Origin of the sequence: Pedobacter sp., from assembly GCF_965279535.1 — a bacterium.
Lineage (GTDB): Bacteria > Bacteroidota > Bacteroidia > Sphingobacteriales > Sphingobacteriaceae > Pedobacter.
Genome location: NZ_OZ257244.1, coordinates 3939318 through 3964984 on the forward strand (window position 1 = coordinate 3939318; position 25667 = coordinate 3964984).

Genomic DNA, 25667 nt, shown 5'->3' on the forward strand with positions numbered 1-25667 from the left:
TAAATTAGCCTAAAACAAATTCGAAATGAAATTCAGGCTTTTTCTTTTGCTCTGTTTATTAGGGCAAGTTTCACTCCATGCGCAGATTATTAAATATACCAATGGTAATAATGGTTGGAATCCCGATTCTTTGGGCAATCACAGGGCAGTTGTTCAATATAATGGTAACAATGGCATCGCTCATGTAAAAATTGATTGGAGAAGGAGGGATGTGCACCCTGAGCTGAAAGGGATTATCATTCAGGATGCTCAAGGGAGGACCATAAGCAATTCTATTGCCGATGAGGTTACGAGGGAAAGTGCAGATATTTACTTCGAAGCACCCTCCACAGGAAAGTATTTTGTTTATTATTTACCCTATAAAAATGAAGGAAGGAGTAATTATCCGAAGGGTGTATACCTTAAACCGAACACTGCAAACTCTTCTTGGGCAAATAAAGCAAAAACTGTAAGTATTAATAGCCAGGTTTTAGAAATCCAGTCTGTAGATGCCTTTAATTCTTTCTATCCAATGGAGGTTATTGCTACTGCAAAAGAAACAGGGGCAATTAAATCCAGATATGCCTCAGCGGCTTTTGTTGTATTTCCAGAAGACAGAATGTATCCAATCAAAATGCAAAAGGATCTTCCTTACCGCTGGATACAGCGGGGCAGCACAAATGTTTTCTCAGGAAATGCCAGCAAGGGAGAAAATTATGCTTTTCAATTGGGAGTATATGCACTTACAAAGTTAAATGATTTGAGAATCACCTATGGCGACCTGAGGACAAGTACAGGCCAGGTTATTTCTTCAAAATATATCAATTGTTTAAATACAAATGGTACAAGCTATGATAATAAGCCTTTAACAAAAACGGTACAGGTTAGTCCCGGAAATGTTCAGCCAATGTGGATAACAGTTGATGTTCCAAAAAATAGTACCGCGGGATCCTATATTGGAAAATTCACAGTAAAAGCAAATGGAAAGACAAAGGTAATTGATGTTAAACTCAACATAAGTAATACAATTTTAGCAGATGCCGGGGTAGCTGAACCTGAAAAGCAAACCCGCTTAACCTGGCTTAATTCTACTTTAGCTCAATCCAACACTGTTGTTGCACCATACACACCACTACAAGTTGAGGGCAACGTAATCTCGCTTTTAGGGCGCAGGTTTGAAATTAATACAGATGGGTTTCCTAAGCAAATTCAGACGCTGTATAACGCCGAAATGACGGGCTATACCGATAAACCCAATAATATTTTAGCTGAACCCATTCATTTTCATTTTTTCAATACCCCAAAAACTCAGGAGAAATTTACCACAACGAACTTTCAGATATCTGGTAAAGAAGCGGGAACAGTTAAATGGACTGCCACCAATACTTCTGAAAACCTGAAGATGGATTTGGAAGGTGCTTTGGAGTTTGATGGCTATGTTCATTATGTGGTTAAAGTTACTGCACTAAAAGATGTTGAGTTTAGTAATGTTGACTTTCACATCCCCTTTGATAAGGGATCTACGAAATACCTGATGGGATTAGGTGAAAAGGGAGGTGTGAGACCCGATACTGTGAAGTGGAAATGGGATGTTGCCAATAAAAACCAGGATGCAGTTTGGATAGGTAATGTAAATGCGGGCTTATATTACAATTTACGCGATGAGAACTATGTTAGGCCATTAAATACCAATTTTTATTTACAGAAGCCCTTATTGTTGCCTAAATCCTGGGGAAATGATAATAAAGGAGGAATCCAGATCAATGTAAAGGGAAGTTCTATGTTAGCTGATAATTTTACAGGTGCAAGAAGCATGAAAAAAGGCGATGTGCTTTACTACAACTTTAATTTGTTGATTACACCTTTCCACCTGATTGATACTAACTTTCAGTGGGATAATCGTTTTTATCATAAATATGGAAACCTGGATACCATTAAATCCAATGGAGCTACTGTTGTAAATATTCATCATGCTACACCAATCAATCCCTGGATTAACTATCCATTTATCGAATGGAAAAAAATGAAGGGATACATCGGCGAAGCACATTCGAAAGGTTTGAAAGTGAAAATCTACAACACTGTGCGCGAGCTTTCCAATCATGCTTATGAATGGCCAGCCCTGCGTAGTTTAGGTACTGAGGTGTATTCTCCCGGAAATGGGGGAGGATTCAGCTGGTTGCAGGAGCATATCGATTCTAATTATATTGCTGCCTGGTTTGTACCTGAAATCAAAGATGCGGCTATTATTAACAGCGGGATGAACCGTTGGCATAATTACTATGTTGAAGGAATGAACTGGTTAGTAAAGAATGTGGGGATTGACGGCGTTTATTTAGATGATGTTGCCTTTGATCGGGTCACCATGAAACGGATCAAGCGTGTTTTAACGCAAGATAATCACCCGGGGATTATTGATTTACATTCAGCCAATCAGTACAATAAGAGCGATGGTTTTAACAACAGTGCGATTCTGTATATGGAGCATTTCCCTTATTTGAATCGTTTATGGTTTGGCGAATATTTCGATTACGAAAAAAATAATCCGGACTTCTTCCTTACCGAGGTAAGCGGTATTCCTTTTGGTTTAATGGGCGAGATGTTACAGGATGATGGAAACCAATGGAGGGGAATGATTTATGGTATGACCAGTAGATTAGGCTGGTCGGAGAAGAGTGACCCTAAGCCTTTATGGAGAATCTGGGATGCCTTCGGAATTAAAGATTCGGAATTGATTGGCTATTGGAGTGATAACTGTCCGGTAAAAACGGATAACCCTAAAGTTTTAGCCAGCGTATACAAGAAAAAAGGTAAAACCATGATCGCCCTGGCAAGTTGGGCAGATTCTGATGTGAAGGTTAACCTGAGCATCGATTGGAGTAAGTTGGGCTTAGCAGCTGAAAAGGTGAAAATTACTGCACCAGCGATTGATAAGTTTCAAACTCCGGGTAGCTACCCAGATGGGAAATCCATCCCGGTTGGAAAAGCTAAGGGATTGATATTGATTGTAGAGTAGGAGTTGAGCTGATAGCTACAAAGGCGCTAAGACACTAATAGAATAAGTATTTTTCGTGTTTCAGCGCCTTTGTGTTATTTACTTTTTTTATATGCAGAGCAGGTAAAAATATTTAAACTTTTACGTTTTGCATGCCGTATTGTTTCAAAACATCATCGGGCACACCTGCCCATTGATTAGGTGAATTCCCAACATAGCCAATATCCTTTACCCCAATTTCTGTGGTATAAAATCCTGATGCCGTTAAATCGCGCATCCGGTTGAAGAAAATAACGCCTGCCTGAACTTCTGGCTTTGCCTTTTTAGGATAAGCAATCTCATCAATAATAGCGATTTGCTGTTGTTCAGAAGCCTCTATAAATGATTTCTCGTATTTGTTAAAACAATATACATCAAGCCATTTTAAGCCGCCACGCATGGGTACCTGGTGCTCAGGGATATCTTTCACAATAAACTCTATAAATTCTGGCACTTTAGCATCTGTAGCACTCCCAGAGACATCATCTTTTGGGATGATAATATCTGCCAAAACCGTAATGGTAGCCATTTCATGCTTATTGAAAAAAGTCTCCGATTTTAATTTTTTATCTCTGTCCAGTTCCCATTTTTCCCTGCCAGCTTCTTTGGCGGTTTCTTCCGGGGCTGCAACCTCTGTTTTTGTTTCCGGCTGTTTACAGGCATCTATCAGTACCGTAGTACTTAATGCAGTTAGGCCTAATGCTTTTATGGAATCACGTCTGTTCATGTTGTAATTCTTTAAATGTTTTGTTTTTTCTTTTGTGCCAATATGTATTCTGCAGTGCGCATAGAGAGCGCAAGTATGGTCCAGGTCGCATTTTTATCGCCTTGCTGAACAAATGGTCCGGCATCCACCACAAATAAATTCTTGCAATCGTGTGCCTGGCAATATTTGTTTAAAGCCGATTTCTTAGGGTCATCGCCCATGCGTATTGTTCCTACTTCATGAATGATTTTTCCCGGAGGAAGCAAGCCATAATTGGTTTCTGGGCCTTGAATTTCTGATGTTACTACACCACCCATTTCTTTCATCATGTGTAAGAAAGTTTCCTGCATGTGTTTGGCCTGGAGAATTTCTTCTTTTGCCCATTTGTAATGAAATCTCAATACAGGAATACCATATTTATCCACTAGGTTAGGATCTATTTCACAATAGTTGTCTTCCCGTGCAATTGCGGTGCCCCTACCAGCCATGCCCACTGTTGTACCGTAAAATCTTCTGTAATCATCTTTCAAGGATTTGCCATAACCTCCGGCTTCCTTCATTTTGCCATTCCGGTCTGGAACCATGCCATTCATATGCGGAACACCACCACCAAAGCCATAAGCAGGCATACCCATACCGCCCCAATATTCGATGTGGTAGCCACGAGGGAAATTTAGTTTCTTATTGTCGAGCCACCATGGAGAGTAAATATGAACACTACCTAAACCGTCTTCATTGAAGCGCTTTCGATCCATTAATTGGGGTAAAAATCCCGAAACACTAACACCCGTAGAATCGTGAAGGTATTTTCCTACCACACCACTGCTATTTGCTAATCCGTTTGGATGAGAAGAAGATTTAGAATTGAGTAGGATTCTGGCCGACTCGCAGGCACTCGCCCCTAAAATAACCAGTTTTCCATTTACCTGATACTCCTGAAGATCTTTTCTGTTTACATAAGAAACGCCTTTAGCAGTACCATCTTTATCCGTAATAACCTCGCGCACCATGGCATCTGTGATTACCGTTAAGTTTCCTGTTTTTACTGCCGGAATTACTAAGCAGGACGAAGAAGAAAAATCACCATAAACCTTACAACTTCTTCCGCACTGACCACAATAGAAACAAGGTGCACGATCGCTGTTGTTGGGTAAGGCTTCTGTAAGCACAGAACCCCTTCCGGCAATTACTTTAACGCCGGCTTTTTCAGCTCCTTTTTTGATGAATAATTCGTTCAGGCGAGGCTTAGGCGGTTTCATAAAAATTCCATCGGGCTCATTTTCCAGCCCCTCGGTACTGCCATAAATCCCGATCATTCGGTCTATTTTATCGTAAAAAGGCTTTACATCGTCGTAAGTAATCGGCCAATCGTCTGTTAAGCCATCTTTTGCCTGAAAATCTTTAGGCCCCATGCGAAGCGAAATCCTTCCCCAGTGATTGGTGCGTCCACCTAACATCCGCGATCTGAACCATTCAAATTCAGTTTTATTTTTGGTTGTATAGGGTTCACCTTCTAATTCCCAGCCACCGTAAGAAGCATCGAAATCACCGAAAGGCCTTACTGTACTGGCGCCTCTTCGGGGCGATTCCCATGGCCATTTTAGTTGATGTGCATCTATTCGTGGATCGAAATATTGACCTGCCTCGAGCATTAAAACTTTTTGTCCGGCATGCGCTAAAACGTAAGCCGCCATTCCACCCCCTGCGCCTGATCCAACAATAATGGCATCATAAACAGTAGGCGATTTTTTTATCTGAAAGTCACTCATGAAATATGGTTAGAAATAAAACGATAATTCTAATCTAAACTTTAATTTGCGCAATTGAAAGTAAGGTAATCGCCTAGCTGGCTTTTTGGAATGATTATAAATAATCTGCCATTCGAGTTTAGTAAATCGTATTATGTAAATGTTGCCCCTGGAATATTTTGACAGCTGCTTTTCACAACGGGTGAGCAAATATATGCTGATACAGCCTACATAAAGTCGCTCAATTGTTACATTCTACAGGGAAGATCAACTGTGCCAATAAACTTGATTATCTTTGCCCTTTAAAATTTTCTCATGTCAGTCCAGCAACACGCAACAACATTTATTTCTACGGTACAGGAGAGTTTGGGTGATCAAACTTTTGTTAAGCTTTCTTTAGGTAATTATAAAGGTGAGGAAGAAGCACTCAAACAAATTCTTATCCGGAGAGTAGTCATTAAACGTGAAGATAAACTGGCTTTTACCTTTCGCTATAAAACGCGCGATGTAGTTAAAAACTACTTGGCTCCGGAAGGCTTAACACTTATAACCCGCTACCTGAACGCCGGATTTAAGATCGCAACTTTGTTCAGCATTCAAAAGAACCTCATTCTGGAAGAACTGAAAAATGGTAAAGTGGTTTTAAGAGAAAGCACAGCATCAAGTACGGTAGCACCTTCTGCCAGCCACGATAAAGCGAAAAACCGCCTCATCAAACCTGAATCTAAAACTTACCTCCAGGAATTGAAAATAACCGATGCGGCAGGAAATGTTTTCAAAAATGCACAGGACAAATACCGGCAAATCAATCATTACATTGAGATTTTAAGTGCTTTAATCAAGGAGCTACCTGCGGGAACCATAAAAAAAGTAGCTGATATGGGCTCCGGAAAGGGGTATCTGACTTTCGCTTTATATGATTATTTACACTCGGTTCTAAACCTGCAATCGGAAGTGGTTGGGGTAGAATACCGTCAGGATATGGTCGATTTGTGTAATCAGGTTGCGCAGGCTTCTCACTTTGATCAATTGAACTTTGTTCAGGGTACTATTCAGGATTATAATGCCGATGATGTAAATCTGTTGATCGCACTTCATGCCTGCGATACCGCAACCGATGATGCAATTTACAAAGGGATTAAAGCCAATGCAGCATTAATAGTGGTAGCACCTTGCTGCCATAAGCAGATCAGAAGGGCAATAGAAAAGAACAAAGTTAAAAATGATGTTACGTTTTTGACCAAATATGGGATTTTCCTGGAGCGTCAGTCAGAAATGGTAACTGATGGGATCCGCGCGCTGATATTGGAATATTTTGGCTATAAAACAAAAGTTTTCGAATTTATTTCCGATGCGCATACGCCTAAAAATGTTCTGGTAGTGGGGCTGAAAAGAGCGGAAAACTTTAAACCTGAAGCAGAAAGCGAAAGGCAGGCAGCAGTTTTACAGAAAATAAAAGATAGTAAAGCATATTTTGGGATTGATTACCACCACTTGGAGCGGTTGTTGGAGTTGTAATTTTTCAACCCGTTTTTATGTATGGCTAAAATAAACTTAATCTGATTGTCCCTGATGAAGGTTTCCTTAAGAAAAAATATTTCTTAAGGAAACATAAGGTGATGATACAAACTTTCAAAAAAATGAGGAGTTTAATTATATATCCAAAGCAATACTGGTTTACGCTTCGCCTTAAGCAGTGTATCTATCTTTTTCATTGCAACATTGGATATAACCGGGCAACCCGCACTTTGTCCGAATAATGTTTGAGGATAGATTTCCTTATTTGGAACCGGAGTGTAAGAATGTAAAACTACTATGCGTTTAAATGCATTGCTATTCGATTTTTCCAATCCATACATTTTGTAATGAATGTTGATGCCCCAATTACTATAAGAGCGGCCCTTCACTTTGTATTTGCCCAATGATGTACAGTAACTCCCTTCCTGATTACTGAAAACAGGTTTTAAAGGCGTACTTCCACCGCCAACACCATGAGCACAAAGGCTTTCGATTAAAACCTGATTTTTCTTGAAATTATATACAAAAAGCCTGTTCTTGCCAGAATGGTTACTCATGTCTACCATGATGCAGATGGTAGTATCCATTTTATTTTGCTTGCAAAAAGCCAATGCCTCTTTAATTTTAGATTGAGTAATGGTTGGAGGAGGCTCGTTATTAAGGTAAGTACTGAGCGTGGAAAACAGGAACAGAACAAGACATTTCAGCATATTGACTTGTAATTATGTTAGGAGAACTTCAGTAGCAGAATCAAAATCAATCCTATTGCAGCAGGTAAGCTCTGTACCATTAAAATTTTCTTACTCGCTGTTGCTGCACCATAAACGCCGGCGACAAAGACACAACCTAAGAAAAACAAGGCTACGTTCAGTTTCCAAACCGGATCGCAAATGAATAAAGACCAGATCAATCCAGCGGCTAAAAATCCATTATAAAGCCCCTGATTCGCCGCCAACGATTTTGTTGGTGGAAAAAGCTCCTTCGGGAAATTTCTAAAAACCTTTGGCGCTTTGGTTGTCCAGGCGAACATTTCTAACCAAACAATATAAAGGTGAATCAAGGCAACCAAGCCAATGACCAATTGAGACGCTATTTGCATAAATGTAAAGATAAGATCTAATTCTAAGTTAGTTATTTTTAAATTACAAATAGACCATGCCACCGCCTAATGCAGATATTACATTTTGTAAACCAGCTTGCACCCGCTATTATTTGGCTTTCACAAAGCAATGGCGTAACTTTGCATTACATTTAAAAACAAGAAATTATGTCATCAGTAGAGACAACTTACATCCCTTACAAAGTTAAGGACATTTCACTGGCAGAATGGGGCCGTAAAGAAATCGAATTAGCCGAAGCAGAAATGCCGGGTTTAATGAGTTTACGTAAAGAATTCGGTCCTTCGCAACCACTAAAAGGTGCTCGTATCGCAGGTTGTCTGCATATGACTATCCAAACAGCGGTTTTAATTGAAACTTTAGTGGCTTTAGGTGCAGAAGTTACCTGGTCATCTTGTAATATTTTCTCCACTCAGGATCATGCTGCTGCTGCAATTGCTGCTGCGGGTATTCAGGTTTATGCCTGGAAAGGTTTAACAGAAGAGGAATTCGACTGGTGTATTGAACAAACTTTACACTTCGGTCCGGAGCAACAACCTTTAAACATGATTTTAGATGATGGTGGCGATTTAACCAATATGGTTTTTGATCGTTTCCCGGAATTAATTGCTAACATCAAAGGTTTATCAGAAGAAACCACTACTGGTGTTCACCGCTTATATGAAAGAATGAAAAACGGAACATTGCACTTGCCTGCAATTAACGTTAACGATTCTGTAACTAAATCTAAATTCGATAACAAATACGGTTGTCGCGAATCATTAGTAGATGCGATCCGTCGTGCTACAGACGTGATGATGGCTGGTAAAGTAGCCGTTGTTTGCGGTTATGGTGATGTAGGTAAAGGTTCTGCAGAATCTTTAAGCTCACAAGGTGTACGTGTTATCGTTACTGAAATTGACCCAATTTGTGCTTTACAAGCTGCAATGGAAGGTTATGAAGTAAAAAGATTAGATACCGCTATTAAAGAAGCAGACATCGTTGTAACGACTACAGGTAACTGTGATATTGTTCGCGAAAAACACTTCAGAGCATTAAAAGATAAAGCAATCGTTTGTAACATTGGTCACTTCGATAATGAAATCGATATGGCTTGGTTAAATGGTGCATATGGCAATACTAAAGTAGAAATCAAACCTCAGGTAGATAAATATACCATCGATGGTAAAGATGTTATTGTATTGGCAGAAGGTCGTTTAGTAAACTTAGGTTGTGCAACTGGCCACCCTAGTTTCGTAATGAGTAATTCATTCACCAACCAAACTTTAGCACAATTAGAGCTTTGGACTAACCCTGGTAAATACGAAAACAAGGTTTATACATTGCCTAAACATTTAGATGAGAAAGTAGCTCGTTTACACCTAGAAAAAATCGGTGTAGAATTAGAAGTTTTAGATCAACACCAGGCTGATTATATCGGCGTATCGGTAGAAGGTCCTTTCAAATCAGACGAATATCGTTACTAATTAATTCCGGAGTCCTGATTAAGGAGTCTTGAGTTTTATATACAAAAGGGATGTGCTGCATGCATATCCCTTTTTTGCGTTTTACCCGTTTTTCCAGGGTATCAATTTTTTTGTTTGAAAAACTGCATTATGTAGTTCTTGGCAGAATGCAGTCCTGCTGTACACTTTACTCCTCCCGATAAATATTGGGATCCGTGTTCGTTTCCATCAGGTTTATTTTTCAAAAGGTTGAAGCACTTTTGTCTGGTAAAAACCTACATTTGCTTTAAATATATTATCATGAAGAGAATAATCATGGCCTTAGCGTTTGGTGTTTTCGCTATCAGTGCAAGTGCCCAAACAGCACCCAAGAAAGCAAAAACTACAGCAAAAGAAATTAACCATAAAGTGGTAGATATTGCTTGTGGCGAGTGTCAGTTCAAATTGAAGGGTAAGAGTTGCGATCTGGCAGTAAGAATTGATGGTCAGGCATATTTCGTAGATGGAAAGAATATTGATGAATTTGGCGATGCGCACGGAAAGCATGGTTTCTGTAATGCGGTAAGTAGGGCAGAAGTAACCGGAGAGATTGTTAATAATCGTTTCAAAGCCAAAGAAATTAAGTTGCTGCCGAATAAGAAATAGCTTAATCAAAGGAATCTTTATAAGTTAACCACAAAGAAAAAGAGGTTTACACAGAGAAGCACCTGGAAAATACTGCCAAAGTGCTAAGAAAATTATACTTACGTACTCTTGCATGTTTTATATGGTAAAGACAGGTGCTTTTCTTTGAACCATGTAAGACATATAAGAAAATATAAGCCTAGCCCTGTGGCCTTCGTGCTGAAAGGTAGGCATTAAACGCTGTGTTCTCCGTGCTTTTCTGCTCTGCATGCTCGGTGGTAAATAATTAACCATGGGAAATAACTTGAATGTGCTTAAATGCGCACTATTTAAGCCTTTGTCTAGGGTATTACATCCCAAATCCCCTTATTTAAAATCTTTCTAATTTAGCTGAAATCTTTTATCTTTACAGAGAATCATCTCCATGAATAAAGAAAAAGTAAAATTGTGGTTTAAAAGGGTGGGGCTTGTAGGGTTTCTATTCTTCCTGATTAAGGGATTAATCTGGTTGGTGATCTTCTATTTTGTAGGTAAAAACGTTACCTAGTTGCCAATAATAACATTCTATCTGAATGTAAAAAGCATATTCGCTAAGAAATTCCATACAAATACGATTACAATTGCAAAGAATTTGGCCAGGTAAAAATTCGTTCCATTTTTACGCTGGTGGAATAAGTAGATAATAATGGTATTTAAGCCTAATCCAATCAAGCTCACCACTAAAAATTTACTGAATTCCGTTCCCCAATGGCTATTCGTACTTTGGAAAGTCCATACCCGGTTAATGAGATAGTTATTTGTTACCGCAAGTGTAAAGCCTATTGCGTTGGCTACATACTTATTAATCTTTATTTTTTCCTTACACAACCAGGTGGCACCGAAATCTATTGCCATTCCGAGGAAGCCTGTTAATCCAAATTTGATGATGCGAAAGAATAAATCCATTGTTAATGTAGTTTTACCAGATAAAATTGCTCTAAAACCTGAGGGCGTGTTTCAGCATTAATAAATTTTCCGGTAAGTTTTGTAATGTGGTAGTATTCAAAAGATTTTAACACCTCAGCATGGTATTCGGTTTTTAACCTTTCCAGTTCTGCGGCTGGCGTATAAATAATTAGCTCTTTTTTGTTGCTGCATTTTACCAAATCCTCATAACTCCATAAATATTGAGGTTCGCCATTCGCATAAAAATCAAATGAGTAAGCATCAGGATACATCAATACAGCAGCCTTTGCATTCGGGTGGTTTTCTTTTAGCCAATTGCCAGCCTGCATACCCGATTCATATTTAAGTAAAGAAGGGTAAAAGAAACCAGATAAGAAAACCATCAACCCTAAAGAGATGAAAGTACTTCTTGCCAGGAGTGTATTTACTTTTAAACCTTTAAACAACATGAATGCTGATACAAATATTAAGATCAACACGCCGATTGCGACAAAGTATAAATTAAACTTAAAAAATACGGCGATCGCTGATAGGGCTAACACAACTAATACATATAGTATATTTTGTATTCTAATAAAGGATTTTATGGCTTTTTCTCTAAGCTTCTCTATATATAAAGCGGTTATTATTGCAAACTGCGGTAGAATAATTAAAATATAATGTGGCAACTGAAATTTGGATAATGAAAATAATAAAAACGTGATTGCTGCACTGGTCCAGATCATGATGCTTTCTGCCGGCAACGCTATCCTGTTTTTCTTCTTGAAAAGATTTACAACAGCTGTGTAAAAAAGTATCGACCAGGGTAAAAAAGCCCAAAGGGTGGTATGCAGAAAGAAGCTGAGGTCGCCTTTTCCTTTTATTGGGCCGTTGTTAAAGAAACGTCCGAATTGACTATCCCAAAAGAAAAATTTAATGCCCGAAACGCCTGTTTTTCCAAATACAACTTTCTCTGGATGCAGGTCAAATTGAACGTAAAGCGTGTATAATTCCGGAATGATAAAAAGAAGAATTAATGCAATGGCAATCCACCATTTCAGTTTCAGTAATTGTTTCCATTGCCTGGTAAGCAACCAATAAATAACAAAGCCTCCAAAAACGGGGATCAAAACAAAAATACCTTTAATCATGATGGCACAGGCGGCAAAGAACGATCCTGAAACGATATGCCAAAATGAGCCTTGATGTGCTTTGTAATAATGGTAAATGGCTGCCAGTGTGAAAGTAGTGATATAAACTTCTGCGCGCACATCAAATGTGGAGATTAGAATGTGCAGCGAACTCAGAAAAATCAAAGCGCTGATTAATCCTGTTTTTTCGCTATAAATATCTTTCGCTAATTTATAAAGGTATCCTGCGCCTAATAATCCAAATAAGAAAGAAGGGAGTTTGTAAGCAAAAGCATTAATGCCGAAAACTTTGAATGATGCGGCAGCTAGCCAGAAAGTTAAATGAGGTTTATCTAACCAATCTGCACCACGAACATAAATGTTAATCCAGTCATTTCTCAACACCATGTTTTTGGCAATGGAAGCATACAACGCTGAATCTGGCTCCATAATGCCGCCAAATAATGCCAATGAGCTCACAACTGCAATAACGACAATTAAGATTTTATATAATGTGGTGTCCTTTATATTCATGTATAGCTTTCAATCATTCACTCACTGAGCCATTATCTGATTAACAAATCTTTCATTCAATCAATCTCTCATTCACTCAATCAATTATTAGATCATTCGCGCGTTCAGATCTTAAAAGGCAAATATGAGCAAAAAAAAGTCAAATTTTTTTAAGGATTCAGATTAACAGGGGCAAAGCATTATCTTTGCTTCATGACAAAGTTATCAGTAAACATCAATAAAATTGCTACACTTCGCAACAGCCGCGGAGGTAATAATCCTGATTTGGTTAAGGTTGCCTTAGATTGTGAGCGTTTCGGTGCTCAAGGTATTACGGTGCATCCACGCCCTGATGAACGTCATATCCGCTATCAGGATGTTTACGATTTAAAAGCAGTTATTGCTACCGAATTCAATATTGAGGGTAACTGTAAAGAAGATAAGTTTGTAGATTTAGTTTTGGCTAATCAGCCTGCACAGGTAACCTTAGTTCCGGATGCTGAAGGTCAAATTACTTCCAATCACGGATGGGATACCATTAAGCACAAAGATTATTTAAAAGAAATGGTTGCTGTTTTTCAGAAGGCAGGCATTCGCGTTTCCATCTTTGTAGATCCTGTGGTCGAAATGGTAGAACATGCAGCAGAAACAGGTACAGATAGAATTGAACTTTATACAGAGGCATACGCACATAATTACTTCGCAGATAGAGAAAAATCTATCGTAAATTATATCGCAGCGGCACATAAGGCAAATGCATTAGGTTTAGGAATCAACGCTGGCCACGATCTGGACTTACATAACCTGCATTATTTCGCCCAAAGCATCCCCGGTTTGCTGGAGGTTTCTATTGGCCATGCTTTAATTAGTGATGCGCTTTACTTAGGACTGGAAACTACCATTCAGAAATATTTACAACAACTTGCCTAGAAAGCCAAAAGCTTAAAGCAGAAAGACTGAAGCTTAGGGTTGATGAGGATTATTTGCACCTTGATTAACCCTATGAATTTTCTTTTTTCTGTGGCCAGATAAATAAAATACCATGCTAAAAGGAATCCTCCTTGTTTTTTTCGGTGCTTGCAGTTTCGGCATCCTTTCCACTTTTGTAAAACTGGCTTATCATGAAGGTTATACTTTAGGCGATGTAACAGGGGCTCAGGCGTTTTTTGGGGCTTTGATTCTTTGGGTGTTATTTTTCTTCCAAAGTCAGACCAAAAAATATAAAGCTCAGGCAAGGATAATTAAAACTCCCTGGTGGAAAATGATTCTGGCCGGTTTCAGTACAGGACTGGTGAGTATATTTTACTATCAATCGGTAAAACTTGTTCCTAATTCTGTAGCCATTATTCTGCTTATGCAGTTTATATGGATGAGTATTTTAATGGATTACATCATCTTTAAAAAGAAACCCACCGGATTACAATTTGTGGCGATACTTTTGGTTTTAGGCGGGACGGTTTTGGCGAGTGGAATGGTTGAAGCGACTATCCAAAGCATGAATTTAAAAGGGATTGGATTTGGCTTGTTGGCGGCACTTTCTTATGCAGCTTTTTTAATGTTGAGTGGTAAAATAGGGAATGAATATCCGCCATTGAAAAAGAGTGCATTGATGATTACGGGAGCCTGCATCCTTATATTCATCATTTTTCCACCATCGTTTTTGTACAATGGTGCATTAACAGGTACTTTACTCAAATGGGGATTAATTATTGCTGTTTTTGGAACGGTTATTCCTCCATTGTTCTACGCAGAGGGTGTGCCCAGAATAGGTACCGCCTTAAGTTCTATATTAAGCGCAGCTGAGTTACCAGTGGCGGTTATGATGGCGGGTTTTGTACTCCAGGAGCAGGTATCTTTTCTTCGCTGGCTAGGAGTAGTGGTGATATTATCGGCTATGATTTTACCCAATTTGAAGTATTTGAAGCGGGGGTGATGGGTTGGTGTTTTTACCACAGAGTCGAGGCATTTTTTACCAGATAAGACATGTAAGCGCATTTAAGTTGATTTCCTAGGTGGTTTTTACCACAGAGCACAACAGAGAAAAAGGCACCAAGGACACAGAGTAGGGTGCATATTTTTAATACGAAGGCCACCAGGCTAAGCTTATATTTTCTTATATGTCTTATATGGTTTAAAGTAAAGCTCCTTTTTTGCCAGATAATACATGTAAGCGTATTTAACCTTGGTGGTTTTTACCACAGAGCACAACAGAGAAAAAGACACCAAGGACACAGAGTAGGGTGCATGTTTTAATACGAAGGCTACAAGGCGAGGCTTATTTTTTCTAAAATGAATTATATGGTTTAAAGTAAAAGGCCTATTTTACCATATGAGACATGTAAGCACATTTAAGTTGATTTTCCTTGGTGGTTTTTACCACAGAGCACAACAGAGAAAAAGGCACCAAAGACACAGAGTAGGGTGCATATTTTTAATACGAAGGCCACCAGGCTAAGCTTATATTTTCTTATATGTCTTACATGGTTCAAAGTAAAGCTCCTTTTTTGCCAGATAATACATGTAAGCGTATTTAACCTTGGTGGTTTTTACCACAGAGCACAACAGAGAAAAAGGCACCAAGGACACAGCGTAGGGTGCATATTTTTAATACGAAGGCCACCAGGCTAAGCTTATATTTTCTTATATGTCTTATATGGTTCAAAGTAAAGCTCCTTTTTTGCCAGATAATACATGTAAGCGTATTTAACTTTGGTGGTTTTTACCACAGAGCACAACAGAGAAAAAGGCACCAAGGACACAGAGTAGGGTGCATATTTTTAATACGAAGGCCACCAGGCGAGGCTTATATTTTCTTATATGTCTTACATGGTTCAAAGTAAAGCTCCTATCCTATTCTCTATGGCGATCAATTTGCGATTAGCTTAAAATTAAATATCTTTAAAAAGCATAAAGCATTTACTCATGAAAAAATTAGCTGTTTATATTTTATTCCTTATTGTTATCGGCTTTGCAGGATGTAAAACCAAAACAACCATCAATCAAGACGAAGCCGCAGAAGTAATTACAGACTATCTTAAAGCTAATCCAGAATATAAAACTACTCACTTCAAGTTTGGTGAAATCAAATTTAACAGCACTAATGACATGTTCGAGCTAGGGAAATATAAAACCTTAGCCAGCAAAGGGTTGGTTGATCTCAATTTGAAAGAAGCTAAAAAGAAATTCCTTTCTAAAGACAGTAGCTTTGTTTATCAAATTACTTTAACCGATAAGGCTAGTCCGCTTGTTTTAAAGCAAGAACGCGACAAGGCAACGGTAAAAGTAATAGAATACGTCTTATCTGATGAAAAACCGGTAGATTTTGAACAGGTAAATTCAAGTACAGCCAAAGTAACCGTTTCGCTAAAAATGGTTGGTACCGATTTCGAGCCTTTCGATAAAGATGCGAGCAAGAACAGCAACTTCATTACCAAAACTTATAAACTAAAGTTAAGTAAAGATGAAGGATGGAAAGTACAGCGCTAGCTTAATTTTGAGTTTTAGGTCTGAACAACTGATTCTGATTGATCAGTCGTTTGGCGCAGTATCCTGTGTTTTTAAACCCCGACAGTAGCGGAAATACTTTTTGCTTTTACAACCGCTGATAAGCCTTGGATGGTTGGCAAATAGATTGGAGTAAATGGTGGGAACAGACTTAAATTTTAGAACGGGCATTGCTTTCCAAATAAAACCATTTTTAAAGTGAAAAATGAACAAACGTTTGACTCTGTCTTTACACATAAAATCTATCTATTTTATCGCTTTTAAGTATAAATAAGACACCTTTTTTACACTGATTGATAGTGTAATACAGCTCGTTTTTGCTACCTTTGCACGCAAATTTATTATTCATACTGCATGAGCTTAAATATCCACTACAAGGAAGATTTTCAGAATCGTCATATTGCACCAAATCAGGAAGATACTGAGGCAATGTTGCAAAAGGTTGGCGTTAATTCTATTGATGAATTAATTGAACAAACAGTTCCGGCGGCGATTAGGTTAAAACAACCTTTGAATTTGCCTGCTGCAAAATCAGAAACTGAATATCTGTCTACCTTGAAACAAACTTCATTGTTGAATAAAGTTTTCAAAAGCTTTATAGGTCAAGGTTATTATGATACCATTACACCAGGTGTAATCTTACGTAATGTATTTGAAAACCCGGGATGGTATACGCAATATACGCCATATCAGGCCGAAATTGCACAGGGCCGTTTACAGGCGCTGTTAAATTTCCAAACCATGGTTATCGATTTAACCGGAATGGAAATTGCCAATGCATCTTTGTTGGATGAGGGTACAGCCGCTGCCGAAGCCATGTTCATGCAATATAGCTTGCGTAAAAATCAGGCAGCTAAAAAGTTTTTCGTATCAGAATTAATTTTTCCACAAACCATAGATATTTTAAAAACCCGTGCAAATCCTTATGGAATTGAACTGGTAATCGGAAATCACTTAGATTTCGTAGCTACAGAAGATTTCTTTGGTGCAATTGTTCAATATCCTGCCGGAAATGGTGAAGTTTTCGATTACAAAAACTTTGCTTCAGATTTGCACAACCAAAATATTAAGTTAACCGTTGTTGCCGATATTTTAAGTTTAACCTTATTAACGCCTCCGGGCGAGTGGGGTGCAGATGTAGTAGTAGGTACTACCCAACGTTTAGGAATTCCGATGGGATTTGGTGGCCCTCATGCTGCATTCTTTGCTACTAAAGAAGAATACAAACGCTCAATCCCAGGTCGTATTATCGGTGTAACCATTGATAGTCACGGCGATTACGCTTTGCGTATGGCGCTACAGACCCGTGAGCAACACATCCGCCGAGATAAAGCAACTTCAAACATTTGTACTGCACAGGCGCTTTTAGCGATTATGGCAGGTTTTTACGCTGCTTATCATGGTCCTAAAGGATTAAAAGCAATTGCTGAACGTACACATGGTTTAGCGGTTAGTTTAGCATCTACATTAAAAAATTTAGGATACGAGCAATTAAACGCTGCTTATTTCGATACGATCCGTTTTGATTTGGGCGATTTAAAAGGTGGCATTCATTCAGCTTGTTTAGATAATGAGATCAACCTTAATTATGTAGGCAACACTGTTACCATCTCTTTCGATGAAACCAGCACTTTTGAAGATGTTCAGTTAATTGCTAAGATCTTTGCTAAAACTAAAGCTATCGCTGGCGATCAGGTAGAGGTTGTAGAAAATGTAGAAACCGTTATCCCTGAAGCATTACAACGTACTTCAGCTTATTTAACACACCCAATTTTTAATTCGCACCATTCAGAACATGAAATGTTGCGTTATATTAAATTATTAGAGGCAAAAGATTTATCGCTTTGTCACTCTATGATTGCTTTGGGTAGCTGTACCATGAAATTAAATGCAACTTCAGAAATGATCCCGGTAACCTGGTCTCACTTCGGTCGCATTCACCCGTTTGCCCCTGCCGATCAGGTTTTAGGTTACTATTCAGTTTTTAACGAATTAGATAAGTGGTTAAGTGAAATTACTGGTTTTGCAGCGATGAGCTTACAACCAAATGCAGGTGCACAAGGTGAGTATGCTGGTTTAATGGTTATCCGTGCTTATCACCAGGATAGAGGAGATTTCCATCGTAACGTAGCATTAATTCCAGCTTCAGCACACGGAACTAACCCGGCTTCTGCAGCAATGGCTGATATGAAAATCGTTGTAGTTAAATCTTTAGAAAACGGAAACATCGATGTTGAAGATTTAAAGGCAAAAGCCGAATTACATAAAGATAACCTTTCATGTTTGATGGTAACTTACCCATCAACACACGGGGTATTTGAAGAAAGTATTATCGAAATCTGTGAAATTATCCACGCCAATGGTGGACAAGTTTATATGGATGGTGCAAATATGAACGCACAGGTAGGCTTAACAAGTCCAGCCAATATTGGAGCCGATGTTTGTCACTTAAACCTACACAAAACTTTCTGTATCCCTCACGGTGGAGGTGGTCCGGGTATGGGGCCAATCGGTGTTGCGGCACACCTGGTGCCTTATCTTCCAGGTCACGCAGTAGTAGATATCGATAAAGGAAAATCAATTTCAGCAGTATCATCAGCTCCATGGGGTTCAGCTTCAATTTTGATTATCTCTCATGCATACATTGCCATGATGGGAAGCGAAGGCTTAACCAATGCCACTAAATATGCTATTTTGAATGCTAACTACATGAAAGCGCGTTTAGAGGAGCATTATCCGGTACTTTACTCTGGTGCTCAAGGCCGTTGTGCACACGAAATGATTTTAGATTGCCGTTCATTCAAAGCATTCGGAATCGAAGTAACCGATATCGCTAAGCGTTTAATGGATTACGGTTTCCACGCACCAACCGTTTCATTCCCGGTTGCAGGTACTTTAATGGTAGAGCCTACAGAATCTGAGCCTAAGCATGAGTTAGACCGCTTCTGCGATGCTTTAATTGCCATCAAAAACGAAATTACCGAAGTTGAAAACGGTACTTTGGATAAAACAGATAACCCACTAAAAAATGCGCCTCATACCGTAGCGGTAATTACAGCTAACGAATGGGATCACGCATATAGCCGTCAAACAGCGGCGTTTCCACTTCCTTATGTGTTAGAACGTAAGTTCTGGCCATCAGTGGGTCGTGTTAACGATAGCCATGGCGATAGATCGTTAATCTGCGCTTGCCCTCCTGTAGAGAGCTATTTAGAGGAAATCGTACCTTAATTAGCTTTAAGGTAAAAGGCCTAAGGTTTAAGGTTTTTGCAAGATGTTTCGGCGTTTTGTAAAGATCTTAAACCTTTTTTGTTTTATAGCGGTATTAATCTTATCGTTTATTTGAAAACGAGCGTCAGTTTTATTGGTACCGGTTGCCCTGCCACAGGGAAATAAATAAAAACATTCTCATCCTGAGCCTGTCGAAGGATAATGTTTTTATTTTCAATTATTAAAGGGCTTCGACAAGCTCAGACTGACAAGTTGATTGAGCTTAAGTTAATGACAGCGCCCCCTTAAAAAAAGATTGTAGCTGGATTGTGAGGTACGACACTTTATTCGGGGTTGCTGCAATTTAAAATTAAAACGTGCAGCCCATTAAACCTCATTAAGAAATTATAGTCCATTAAATTTGATTTGAAATAGTTCCGATTATTTTTGAAAATCTTAACATAGGTCAACAACAAGGGATAGACCTTAATTATATATTTGTATCATAATTTAAAAAACCAGAAAATGAAATTAAAAATCAGCTCAATTTTTTTATTAGTAGCCGTGGTAGCTTTATCAGCTTTTAAAAACCCTACTAAACCAGTTACTTATACTGTAGATGCAGCAAAATCAACCATCACCTGGTTAGGTAAAAAAGTAACAGGATCTCACAATGGAACTATCTCTTTAAAATCAGGATCATTAAACGTTGATGGTAAGAAAGTAACCGGTGGAACTTTCGTAATCGATATGACTTCAATCAAAGATGCAGATGGTAGCGCTAAATTAGAAGGGCACTTAAAAGCAGACGACTTCTTCGGTTCAAGCAAATTCCCAACTTCAACTTTCGTAATTACTAAAGTTACAGGTTCAGGTGCTAAAATAACCGTATCAGGTAATTTAACAATCAAAGGAATTACTAAGCCATTAAGCTTCCCTGCAGCTGTAACTACTAATGCAGACGGTACTGTAAGCGCTGTTGCTGGTAAAATCGTTGTTGACAGAACTAAATATGACATCAAATATGGTTCTAAGTCATTCTTCGATAGCATTGGCGATAAAGCAATCAACGATGAATTCGAAATCGGTGTGAAATTAGTAGCTGCGAAATAATTTAAAAATAATTCAACAAAAAAGGGTTTTCATCGCAAAATGAAAACCCTTTTTTGTTTTAGTATCCCAGTACCCAGTACCCAGTATCCAGTATCCAGTACCCAGTACCCAGTATAAAGTAGCTAGTATCCAGTATCAAGTAGTTAGTATGAGGTACCGATATTGGAAATGCTTTTCACTGTTTTCCTGGCTCACAACTCGACGTTCCAAACTAATGCACCAGCACTAATGACCAATGACTACTGACCAATAACTACTGACTAATGACTAATGAAAATTGCCAAATGACTAAGATTTAACAACAAACCCATCTTCAATTTCTTCTACGAAACCCGTAGCAGCACTTTTACCGTGGTAGAATAAACATTCCCAGTTTTCTTCGGCAGCTCTTTTACCAAAAGCTTTGCGTAATTCCATCGCCTTGCGGCCATCGAAATCGTATTTGGCGATAAAATTCTTAATCAATTCTTCCGGTTCGGGCAGAACATCCCCACCAAAAAAAACTTTTTTATTGCCTTCTGTTAATAGAAATACAATGTGGTTAGGGCAATGTGCCCCGGTAAATTCATATGCTATTGTTTCATCTAAATTTCCATCACCTTCAATAAACTTTAATTGGGCATTTCGCTGCACAACCTCAAAAATATCTGTGTGGTAAGACGAAGAGGTACTGCTAAATGCCGTTTCCCATTCTCCACGGTTGATCACATATTCTGCTTCAGGAAAACTGAGTTCAATCTTATCCCCTGATTGATGTACCATCCCACCAGCGTGGTCGTAATGCAAATGCGACATTAAAACCTTGGTCACATCGGTAGGGTCAAAACCTGCATTTCTGATGTTTTTATGTAAAATTAACTCGCCATGGTCATCACTGAACCCCAAACCAGTATCAAATAAGATCAGGTCATTTTTCAATTCCACTAAAAATGGTTGTACATTAATGAATAAAGAAGCTGGTCGGTCTTTGAAACTATGTATAGCCGAGTCAAAAGGAATAAATTTTTTGGTTGCATCAACCGAATAAGTTCCTTCGTATAAAGTATGTACTTGCAAAATATTACGTTTTGAATTTGTTGGTAAAGTTAAGCGAAACAATCTAAATGTAATATCATTTTAGTAAAAGCTTGGCTACTTGCAATGAATGTAAAATTTGATTCCTAAATTCAGGCAAATTATTTCAATGAAAGCGAGATCAATCATTTTTCTATTTTTAACCAGTATCTCTTTAGTGCTTAGTGCGCAACAAAAACCAAATGTTATTATTGTTTTGGCAGATGATATGGGATATGCAGATATCGCCTGTTATGGCAATCCACTCAATAAAACACCATTTTTGGATGGTATGGCAAGTAAAGGCGTTAAGGCAACCAGCTTTATTACCACTTCTCCTACCTGCACACCTTCAAGAGCATCATTGTTAACGGGCAGGTATTGCAGCAGGATGGGGCTTCCACGTCCAATTGGCCCTGGTGATAAAAGCGGTATCCCGCAAGATGAAGTGACGATTGCACAAATGCTTAAAACATCAGGCTATGCCACAGCATTGGTTGGGAAATGGCACCTGGGCGATTATGGCGTTTCTTTGCCCAATAAAAAGGGATTCGACGAATTTTATGGCATGCTTTACAGCCACGATTATCGTTCCCCATATGTTAAAACAGATACCGTAATCAAAATTTTCAGAAATACTAAACCTGAGATATATAAACCACATGATAGTATTTTAACTAAATCTTATACGCGTGAATCTGTTAATTTCATTAAACGCAGTGCAGCAGCTAAAAAGCCATTCTTTTTATATTTAGCACAAAATATGCCGCATTTGCCCGTCGCTTTTGCTGCTAAAAGCAGTAGAAAAACAACATCTGCAGGAGGCGAATTAGGCGATGTAATTGAAGATATGGATGCTGGTTTAGCTGAAATATGGAAGCAGGTTGTGGCTTCAGGTCAGGGCGATAATACCATTTTTATCTTTACCAGCGATAACGGACCATGGACGAATGCACCTTCACGCATGTACGAAGACGGTTTTACCCAGCCGTACCATGTGGGTTCAGCAGGAATATTCAGAGGTTCAAAGGCCGTTTCTTATGAGGGAGGACATCGCGTACCCTTTATAGTTTACTGGAAGGGACATACCCTAAGCAATCTGCAGCTAACCAAACCGCTGTCCAATATAGATGTTTTTCCAACATTAGCAGAGTGGACCAAAACTAAACTTCCAAACCGTGTTTATGATGGTGAATCTGTTGCAGGCCTGCTAACTGATCCGAACTATAATAAAACCCATCGTCCAATTTATTATCACAATTATGTGTTGGAAGGAGTTAGAGATGGCGACTGGAAACTGAGGATTACCAAAAAAGACAACCAGGAATTATCAGAGCTATATAATCTTTCCTGGGATCCTTACGAAAGAGTTAATCTGATTAACGAAACGAAGTATAGTAGCCAAAAAGAGCATTTATTAGCATTGTTTAAAGCGTATCCGGGCAATACGAAGTAATATCATTTCGAATTTTGGGGAGGATTTCCCAATATTCAATTAAAATGTATATTTACTGTTCGGAAAATAGACAATGGAAAAAAGATGGGTGCTGGCATCAAGTTGCAACGATGCTACTGTAAAAGAGATTTCAGATCAACTAAATATAGATCGGGCATTGGCTCAGATCCTAGTACAAAGAAATATTTGCAGCTTCGAAGAAGCCCGGAATTTCTTCAGACCTGAAATTGCTCATCTTCATGATCCTTTTTTAATGAAGGATATGGACAAAGCTATTGAACGAATTGATCTTGCCCTTGAAACAGGGGAGAAGATTCTCATTTACGGAGATTACGATGTGGATGGAACTACATCAGTGGCTCTAGCTTACAGTTTCTTTTCTCAACTAACTTCTAACATCGAATACTACATACCAGATAGATATCTGGAAGGCTACGGTATTTCTACCGCAGGAATAGATTATGCTAATGCCAATGGTTTTTCATTGATTATTGCCCTGGATTGTGGTATTAAATCCATCGATAAAATTGATTATGCAAATACTTTTGGGATTGATTTTATCATTTGTGATCACCACTTGCCTGGAGATGCGATTCCCAAAGCCCTTGCTGTGCTTGATCCGAAAAGGAGCGATTGCGAATATCCTTTTAAAGAGTTGGCCGGCTGCGGTATCGGTTTTAAACTGGCACAGGCTTATTGTCAGAAACACGATCTTCCGAAGGAAAAATATCTCCAGTATTTAGATCTTGTAATGGTCAGCATTGCAGCTGATATTGTACCCGTAGTGGGTGAAAACCGAATTTTGGCCTATTATGGTTTAAAGAAGCTTAATAATAATCCATGCGAAGGCTTGCGGGCATTAATGGAGGTTTCTGGTAAAACAGAAAATTATACCATTACCGATGTAGTGTTTACGCTGGGACCAAGAATCAATGCTGCAGGTAGAATAGATCATGCGAAGCATGCTGTAGCCATGTTACTTTGCCAGGCCGATGGAAATGCATTAGAACAAAGTGTTGAAATAAACCTCAAAAATACCGAACGTAAAACGTACGATCAGGACATTACCCGCGAAGCTTTAGCGCTGATTGGCGACAGCGAAATCCTGATTAACAAGAAAACAACAGTCGTATTTAATGAAAACTGGCACAAAGGAGTTATAGGAATTGTAGCCTCCCGCTTAACAGAGAAATATTATCGTCCAACTATCGTTCTTACTAAGTCTAACGGACATGTAGCAGGTTCTGCACGTTCAGTAGCCGGTTTTGATTTGTATGAAGCCTTAAGCGGATGTGCACATTTGCTCGATCAATACGGTGGACACAAATTTGCCGCTGGCTTAACCATGCAGCAACATAATGTGGATGCATTTGCAGATAAGTTCGAAGAAATTGTATCGGCGAGTATTGCAGATGAATTACTTATTCCGATGATTAAAATCGACGCCGAAATTGAGTTGGCGCAGATTGATGGCAAATTTTTTAGGGTGCTGGCACAAATGGGGCCTTTCGGACCAGAAAATATGGCACCAGTATTCGTAACCCATGATGTTTATTTAACACAACATGCCATGACAGTTGGGGCAAATCATTTAAAAATTAATATAAAACAACAAAATTCGCCTATTTTTGAGGGCATTGCTTTTGGATTAGCAGAATTTGAGAAACTTTTACAACCAAAAGTGCCTTTTTCTGTTTGTTATACGATTGAAGAAAATGTGTGGCGGGATAAGAAGCGTTTGCAACTCAATATTAAAGGAATAAAAATTAATTAAATATATCCTGGTGCCATTCTGAGCCTATAGAAAAACATTTCAATAAGCTCAATGTGACAACCAAGAGGATCATTTATATATATGATATTAAGAGCCGAAAATCTGGTTAAAAAATATAAGCAACGTACCGTTGTTAACGATGTGTCATTCAATGTAAGCCAGGGAGAAATTGTTGGCCTTCTTGGCCCGAATGGAGCAGGAAAAACCACATCCTTTTACATGATTGTAGGCTTGATTAAGCCTAATGAGGGGCGTATCTTCCTGGAAGAAGAAAATATAACCGAAGACGCCATGTATCGCAGGGCACAAAAAGGTATAGGCTATCTGGCTCAGGAGGCCTCGGTTTTCAGAAAACTTACCGTTGAAGAAAATATTCTGGCCATTTTAGAAATGGGTAATATGAGTAAAGAAGAGCAACGTGAAAAACTGGAAGAACTCATTAACGAATTCAGTTTACATAAGGTACGTAAAAACCGTGGTGATTTACTTTCTGGTGGAGAACGCCGCCGTACCGAAATTGCCCGTGCCTTAGCCGCAAATCCTAATTTTATTTTATTAGATGAGCCCTTTGCAGGGGTAGACCCGATTGCGGTGGAAGAAATCCAGAGTATTGTGGCCAAGCTGAAACATAAAAATATTGGAATTTTAATCACCGACCATAACGTACAGGAAACACTTTCGATTACTGACCGGGCTTATTTGCTTTTTGAAGGAAAGATTTTAGAACAAGGTGTTCCGGAGGTTCTGGCAGAAAATGAAATGGTTAGAAAGGTGTATTTGGGATCAAATTTCGTACTCAAGCGTAAAAAATTCTAGTT

General features: G+C 38.8%; 19 protein-coding genes. 12 read left to right on the forward strand and 7 right to left on the reverse strand.

Going from position 1 to position 25667, the window contains the following annotated elements:
* Positions 1-25: 25 nt before the first annotated feature.
* Positions 26-2995: a glycoside hydrolase domain-containing protein gene (locus ACQY77_RS16105; RefSeq protein WP_421941155.1), complete on the forward strand. Its 2970-nt coding sequence runs from the start codon at positions 26-28 to the stop codon at positions 2993-2995.
* Between the two features lie 112 nt (positions 2996-3107).
* Here the strand turns inward: ACQY77_RS16105 and ACQY77_RS16110 are convergent, their stop codons facing one another.
* A complete protein-coding gene (locus ACQY77_RS16110; protein ID WP_421941154.1) occupies positions 3108-3740 on the reverse strand; it encodes a gluconate 2-dehydrogenase subunit 3 family protein in 633 nt (210 codons plus the stop codon).
* An 11-nt stretch (positions 3741-3751) separates the two neighbouring features.
* The gene (locus ACQY77_RS16115; protein WP_421941153.1) at positions 3752-5488 is read right to left on the reverse strand and encodes a GMC family oxidoreductase; all 1737 of its coding nucleotides are present in this window, start codon (positions 5486-5488) and stop codon (positions 3752-3754) included.
* Positions 5489-5782: 294 nt separating this feature from the next.
* Between ACQY77_RS16115 and ACQY77_RS16120 the strand changes: the two genes are divergently transcribed.
* Positions 5783-6985 carry a class I SAM-dependent methyltransferase gene (locus ACQY77_RS16120; RefSeq protein WP_421941152.1) on the forward strand — a complete coding sequence of 401 codons (1203 nt, stop codon included), beginning with the start codon at positions 5783-5785 and terminating at the stop codon, positions 6983-6985.
* Positions 6986-7116: 131 nt separating this feature from the next.
* Here the strand turns inward: ACQY77_RS16120 and ACQY77_RS16125 are convergent, their stop codons facing one another.
* Together ACQY77_RS16125 and ACQY77_RS16130 are read right to left on the reverse strand one after the other, a co-directional pair.
* Positions 7117-7695, reverse strand: a complete 579-nt coding sequence (locus tag ACQY77_RS16125) for a murein L,D-transpeptidase catalytic domain-containing protein (RefSeq protein WP_421941151.1) — start codon at positions 7693-7695, stop codon at positions 7117-7119.
* A gap of 17 nt (positions 7696-7712) precedes the next feature.
* Positions 7713-8084 (reverse strand): DUF1304 domain-containing protein, encoded by a 372-nt coding sequence (locus ACQY77_RS16130; RefSeq protein WP_421941150.1) that lies wholly within the window; start codon positions 8082-8084, stop codon positions 7713-7715.
* 168 nt (positions 8085-8252) lie between these two features.
* Between ACQY77_RS16130 and ahcY the strand changes: the two genes are divergently transcribed.
* Positions 8253-9569, forward strand: a complete 1317-nt coding sequence (gene ahcY, locus ACQY77_RS16135) for an adenosylhomocysteinase (protein WP_421941149.1) — start codon at positions 8253-8255, stop codon at positions 9567-9569.
* A gap of 279 nt (positions 9570-9848) precedes the next feature.
* Entirely contained in the window at positions 9849-10193 is a 345-nt protein-coding gene (locus ACQY77_RS16140; RefSeq protein ID WP_421941148.1) for a DUF6370 family protein, read from the forward strand.
* Between the two features lie 543 nt (positions 10194-10736).
* On the opposite strand, the gene ACQY77_RS16145 is transcribed toward ACQY77_RS16140, so the two are convergent.
* On the reverse strand, positions 10737-11117 hold the full coding sequence (locus ACQY77_RS16145; RefSeq protein WP_421941147.1) for a GtrA family protein: 381 nt from the start codon (positions 11115-11117) through the stop codon (positions 10737-10739).
* 2 nt (positions 11118-11119) lie between these two features.
* Positions 11120-12760 carry an ArnT family glycosyltransferase gene (locus ACQY77_RS16150; RefSeq protein ID WP_421941146.1) on the reverse strand — a complete coding sequence of 547 codons (1641 nt, stop codon included), beginning with the start codon at positions 12758-12760 and terminating at the stop codon, positions 11120-11122.
* Between the two features lie 192 nt (positions 12761-12952).
* Here ACQY77_RS16150 and ACQY77_RS16155 point away from each other — a divergent pair, with 192 nt between their 5' ends.
* The 5 genes from ACQY77_RS16155 to ACQY77_RS16175 all read left to right on the forward strand — a co-directional run bounded on the left by ACQY77_RS16155 (position 12953) and on the right by ACQY77_RS16175 (position 20566).
* Positions 12953-13669 (forward strand): pyridoxine 5'-phosphate synthase, encoded by a 717-nt coding sequence (locus tag ACQY77_RS16155; RefSeq protein WP_421941145.1) that lies wholly within the window; start codon positions 12953-12955, stop codon positions 13667-13669.
* Between the two features lie 112 nt (positions 13670-13781).
* On the forward strand, positions 13782-14672 hold the full coding sequence (locus ACQY77_RS16160) for an EamA family transporter (RefSeq protein ID WP_421941144.1): 891 nt from the start codon (positions 13782-13784) through the stop codon (positions 14670-14672).
* Positions 14673-15661: 989 nt separating this feature from the next.
* On the forward strand, positions 15662-16225 hold the full coding sequence (locus ACQY77_RS16165; RefSeq protein WP_421941143.1) for a hypothetical protein: 564 nt from the start codon (positions 15662-15664) through the stop codon (positions 16223-16225).
* A 372-nt stretch (positions 16226-16597) separates the two neighbouring features.
* Positions 16598-19474 carry an aminomethyl-transferring glycine dehydrogenase gene (gcvP, locus tag ACQY77_RS16170; RefSeq protein ID WP_421941142.1) on the forward strand — a complete coding sequence of 959 codons (2877 nt, stop codon included), beginning with the start codon at positions 16598-16600 and terminating at the stop codon, positions 19472-19474.
* A 504-nt stretch (positions 19475-19978) separates the two neighbouring features.
* On the forward strand, positions 19979-20566 hold the full coding sequence (locus tag ACQY77_RS16175) for a YceI family protein (RefSeq protein WP_421941141.1): 588 nt from the start codon (positions 19979-19981) through the stop codon (positions 20564-20566).
* A gap of 288 nt (positions 20567-20854) precedes the next feature.
* Here ACQY77_RS16175 and ACQY77_RS16180 read toward each other — a convergent pair whose 3' ends face one another.
* Positions 20855-21622 (reverse strand): MBL fold metallo-hydrolase, encoded by a 768-nt coding sequence (locus ACQY77_RS16180; RefSeq protein ID WP_421941140.1) that lies wholly within the window; start codon positions 21620-21622, stop codon positions 20855-20857.
* 127 nt (positions 21623-21749) lie between these two features.
* On the opposite strand from ACQY77_RS16180, the gene ACQY77_RS16185 reads away from it, so the two are divergent.
* From ACQY77_RS16185 to lptB, 3 genes are all read left to right on the forward strand, one after another.
* Complete coding sequence (locus ACQY77_RS16185; RefSeq protein ID WP_421941139.1) at positions 21750-23075, forward strand: sulfatase-like hydrolase/transferase; 1326 nt, start codon at positions 21750-21752, stop codon at positions 23073-23075.
* A 73-nt stretch (positions 23076-23148) separates the two neighbouring features.
* Positions 23149-24849: a single-stranded-DNA-specific exonuclease RecJ gene (gene recJ / locus ACQY77_RS16190; protein WP_421941138.1), complete on the forward strand. Its 1701-nt coding sequence runs from the start codon at positions 23149-23151 to the stop codon at positions 24847-24849.
* A gap of 81 nt (positions 24850-24930) precedes the next feature.
* Entirely contained in the window at positions 24931-25665 is a 735-nt protein-coding gene (gene lptB, locus ACQY77_RS16195; RefSeq protein WP_421941137.1) for an LPS export ABC transporter ATP-binding protein, read from the forward strand.
* Positions 25666-25667: the final 2 nt, after the last annotated feature.

What these genes read in the sequence shown, in the direction of transcription:
- ahcY (WP_421941149.1), top strand. Translation starts at nt 8,253, where the DNA reads ATGTCATCAGTAGAGACAACTTACATCCCTTACAAAGTTAAGGACATT.
- ACQY77_RS16130 (WP_421941150.1), bottom strand. Translation starts at nt 8,084, where the DNA reads ATGCAAATAGCGTCTCAATTGGTCATTGGCTTGGTTGCCTTGATTCAC.
- ACQY77_RS16110 (WP_421941154.1), bottom strand. Translation starts at nt 3,740, where the DNA reads ATGAACAGACGTGATTCCATAAAAGCATTAGGCCTAACTGCATTAAGT.
- recJ (WP_421941138.1), top strand. Translation starts at nt 23,149, where the DNA reads ATGGAAAAAAGATGGGTGCTGGCATCAAGTTGCAACGATGCTACTGTA.
- ACQY77_RS16145 (WP_421941147.1), bottom strand. Translation starts at nt 11,117, where the DNA reads ATGGATTTATTCTTTCGCATCATCAAATTTGGATTAACAGGCTTCCTC.
- ACQY77_RS16160 (WP_421941144.1), top strand. Translation starts at nt 13,782, where the DNA reads ATGCTAAAAGGAATCCTCCTTGTTTTTTTCGGTGCTTGCAGTTTCGGC.
- ACQY77_RS16115 (WP_421941153.1), bottom strand. Translation starts at nt 5,488, where the DNA reads ATGAGTGACTTTCAGATAAAAAAATCGCCTACTGTTTATGATGCCATT.
- gcvP (WP_421941142.1), top strand. Translation starts at nt 16,598, where the DNA reads ATGAGCTTAAATATCCACTACAAGGAAGATTTTCAGAATCGTCATATT.
- ACQY77_RS16165 (WP_421941143.1), top strand. Translation starts at nt 15,662, where the DNA reads ATGAAAAAATTAGCTGTTTATATTTTATTCCTTATTGTTATCGGCTTT.
- ACQY77_RS16185 (WP_421941139.1), top strand. Translation starts at nt 21,750, where the DNA reads ATGAAAGCGAGATCAATCATTTTTCTATTTTTAACCAGTATCTCTTTA.
- lptB (WP_421941137.1), top strand. Translation starts at nt 24,931, where the DNA reads ATGATATTAAGAGCCGAAAATCTGGTTAAAAAATATAAGCAACGTACC.
- ACQY77_RS16155 (WP_421941145.1), top strand. Translation starts at nt 12,953, where the DNA reads ATGACAAAGTTATCAGTAAACATCAATAAAATTGCTACACTTCGCAAC.
- ACQY77_RS16105 (WP_421941155.1), top strand. Translation starts at nt 26, where the DNA reads ATGAAATTCAGGCTTTTTCTTTTGCTCTGTTTATTAGGGCAAGTTTCA.
- ACQY77_RS16140 (WP_421941148.1), top strand. Translation starts at nt 9,849, where the DNA reads ATGAAGAGAATAATCATGGCCTTAGCGTTTGGTGTTTTCGCTATCAGT.
- ACQY77_RS16150 (WP_421941146.1), bottom strand. Translation starts at nt 12,760, where the DNA reads ATGAATATAAAGGACACCACATTATATAAAATCTTAATTGTCGTTATT.
- ACQY77_RS16120 (WP_421941152.1), top strand. Translation starts at nt 5,783, where the DNA reads ATGTCAGTCCAGCAACACGCAACAACATTTATTTCTACGGTACAGGAG.
- ACQY77_RS16125 (WP_421941151.1), bottom strand. Translation starts at nt 7,695, where the DNA reads ATGCTGAAATGTCTTGTTCTGTTCCTGTTTTCCACGCTCAGTACTTAC.
- ACQY77_RS16175 (WP_421941141.1), top strand. Translation starts at nt 19,979, where the DNA reads ATGAAATTAAAAATCAGCTCAATTTTTTTATTAGTAGCCGTGGTAGCT.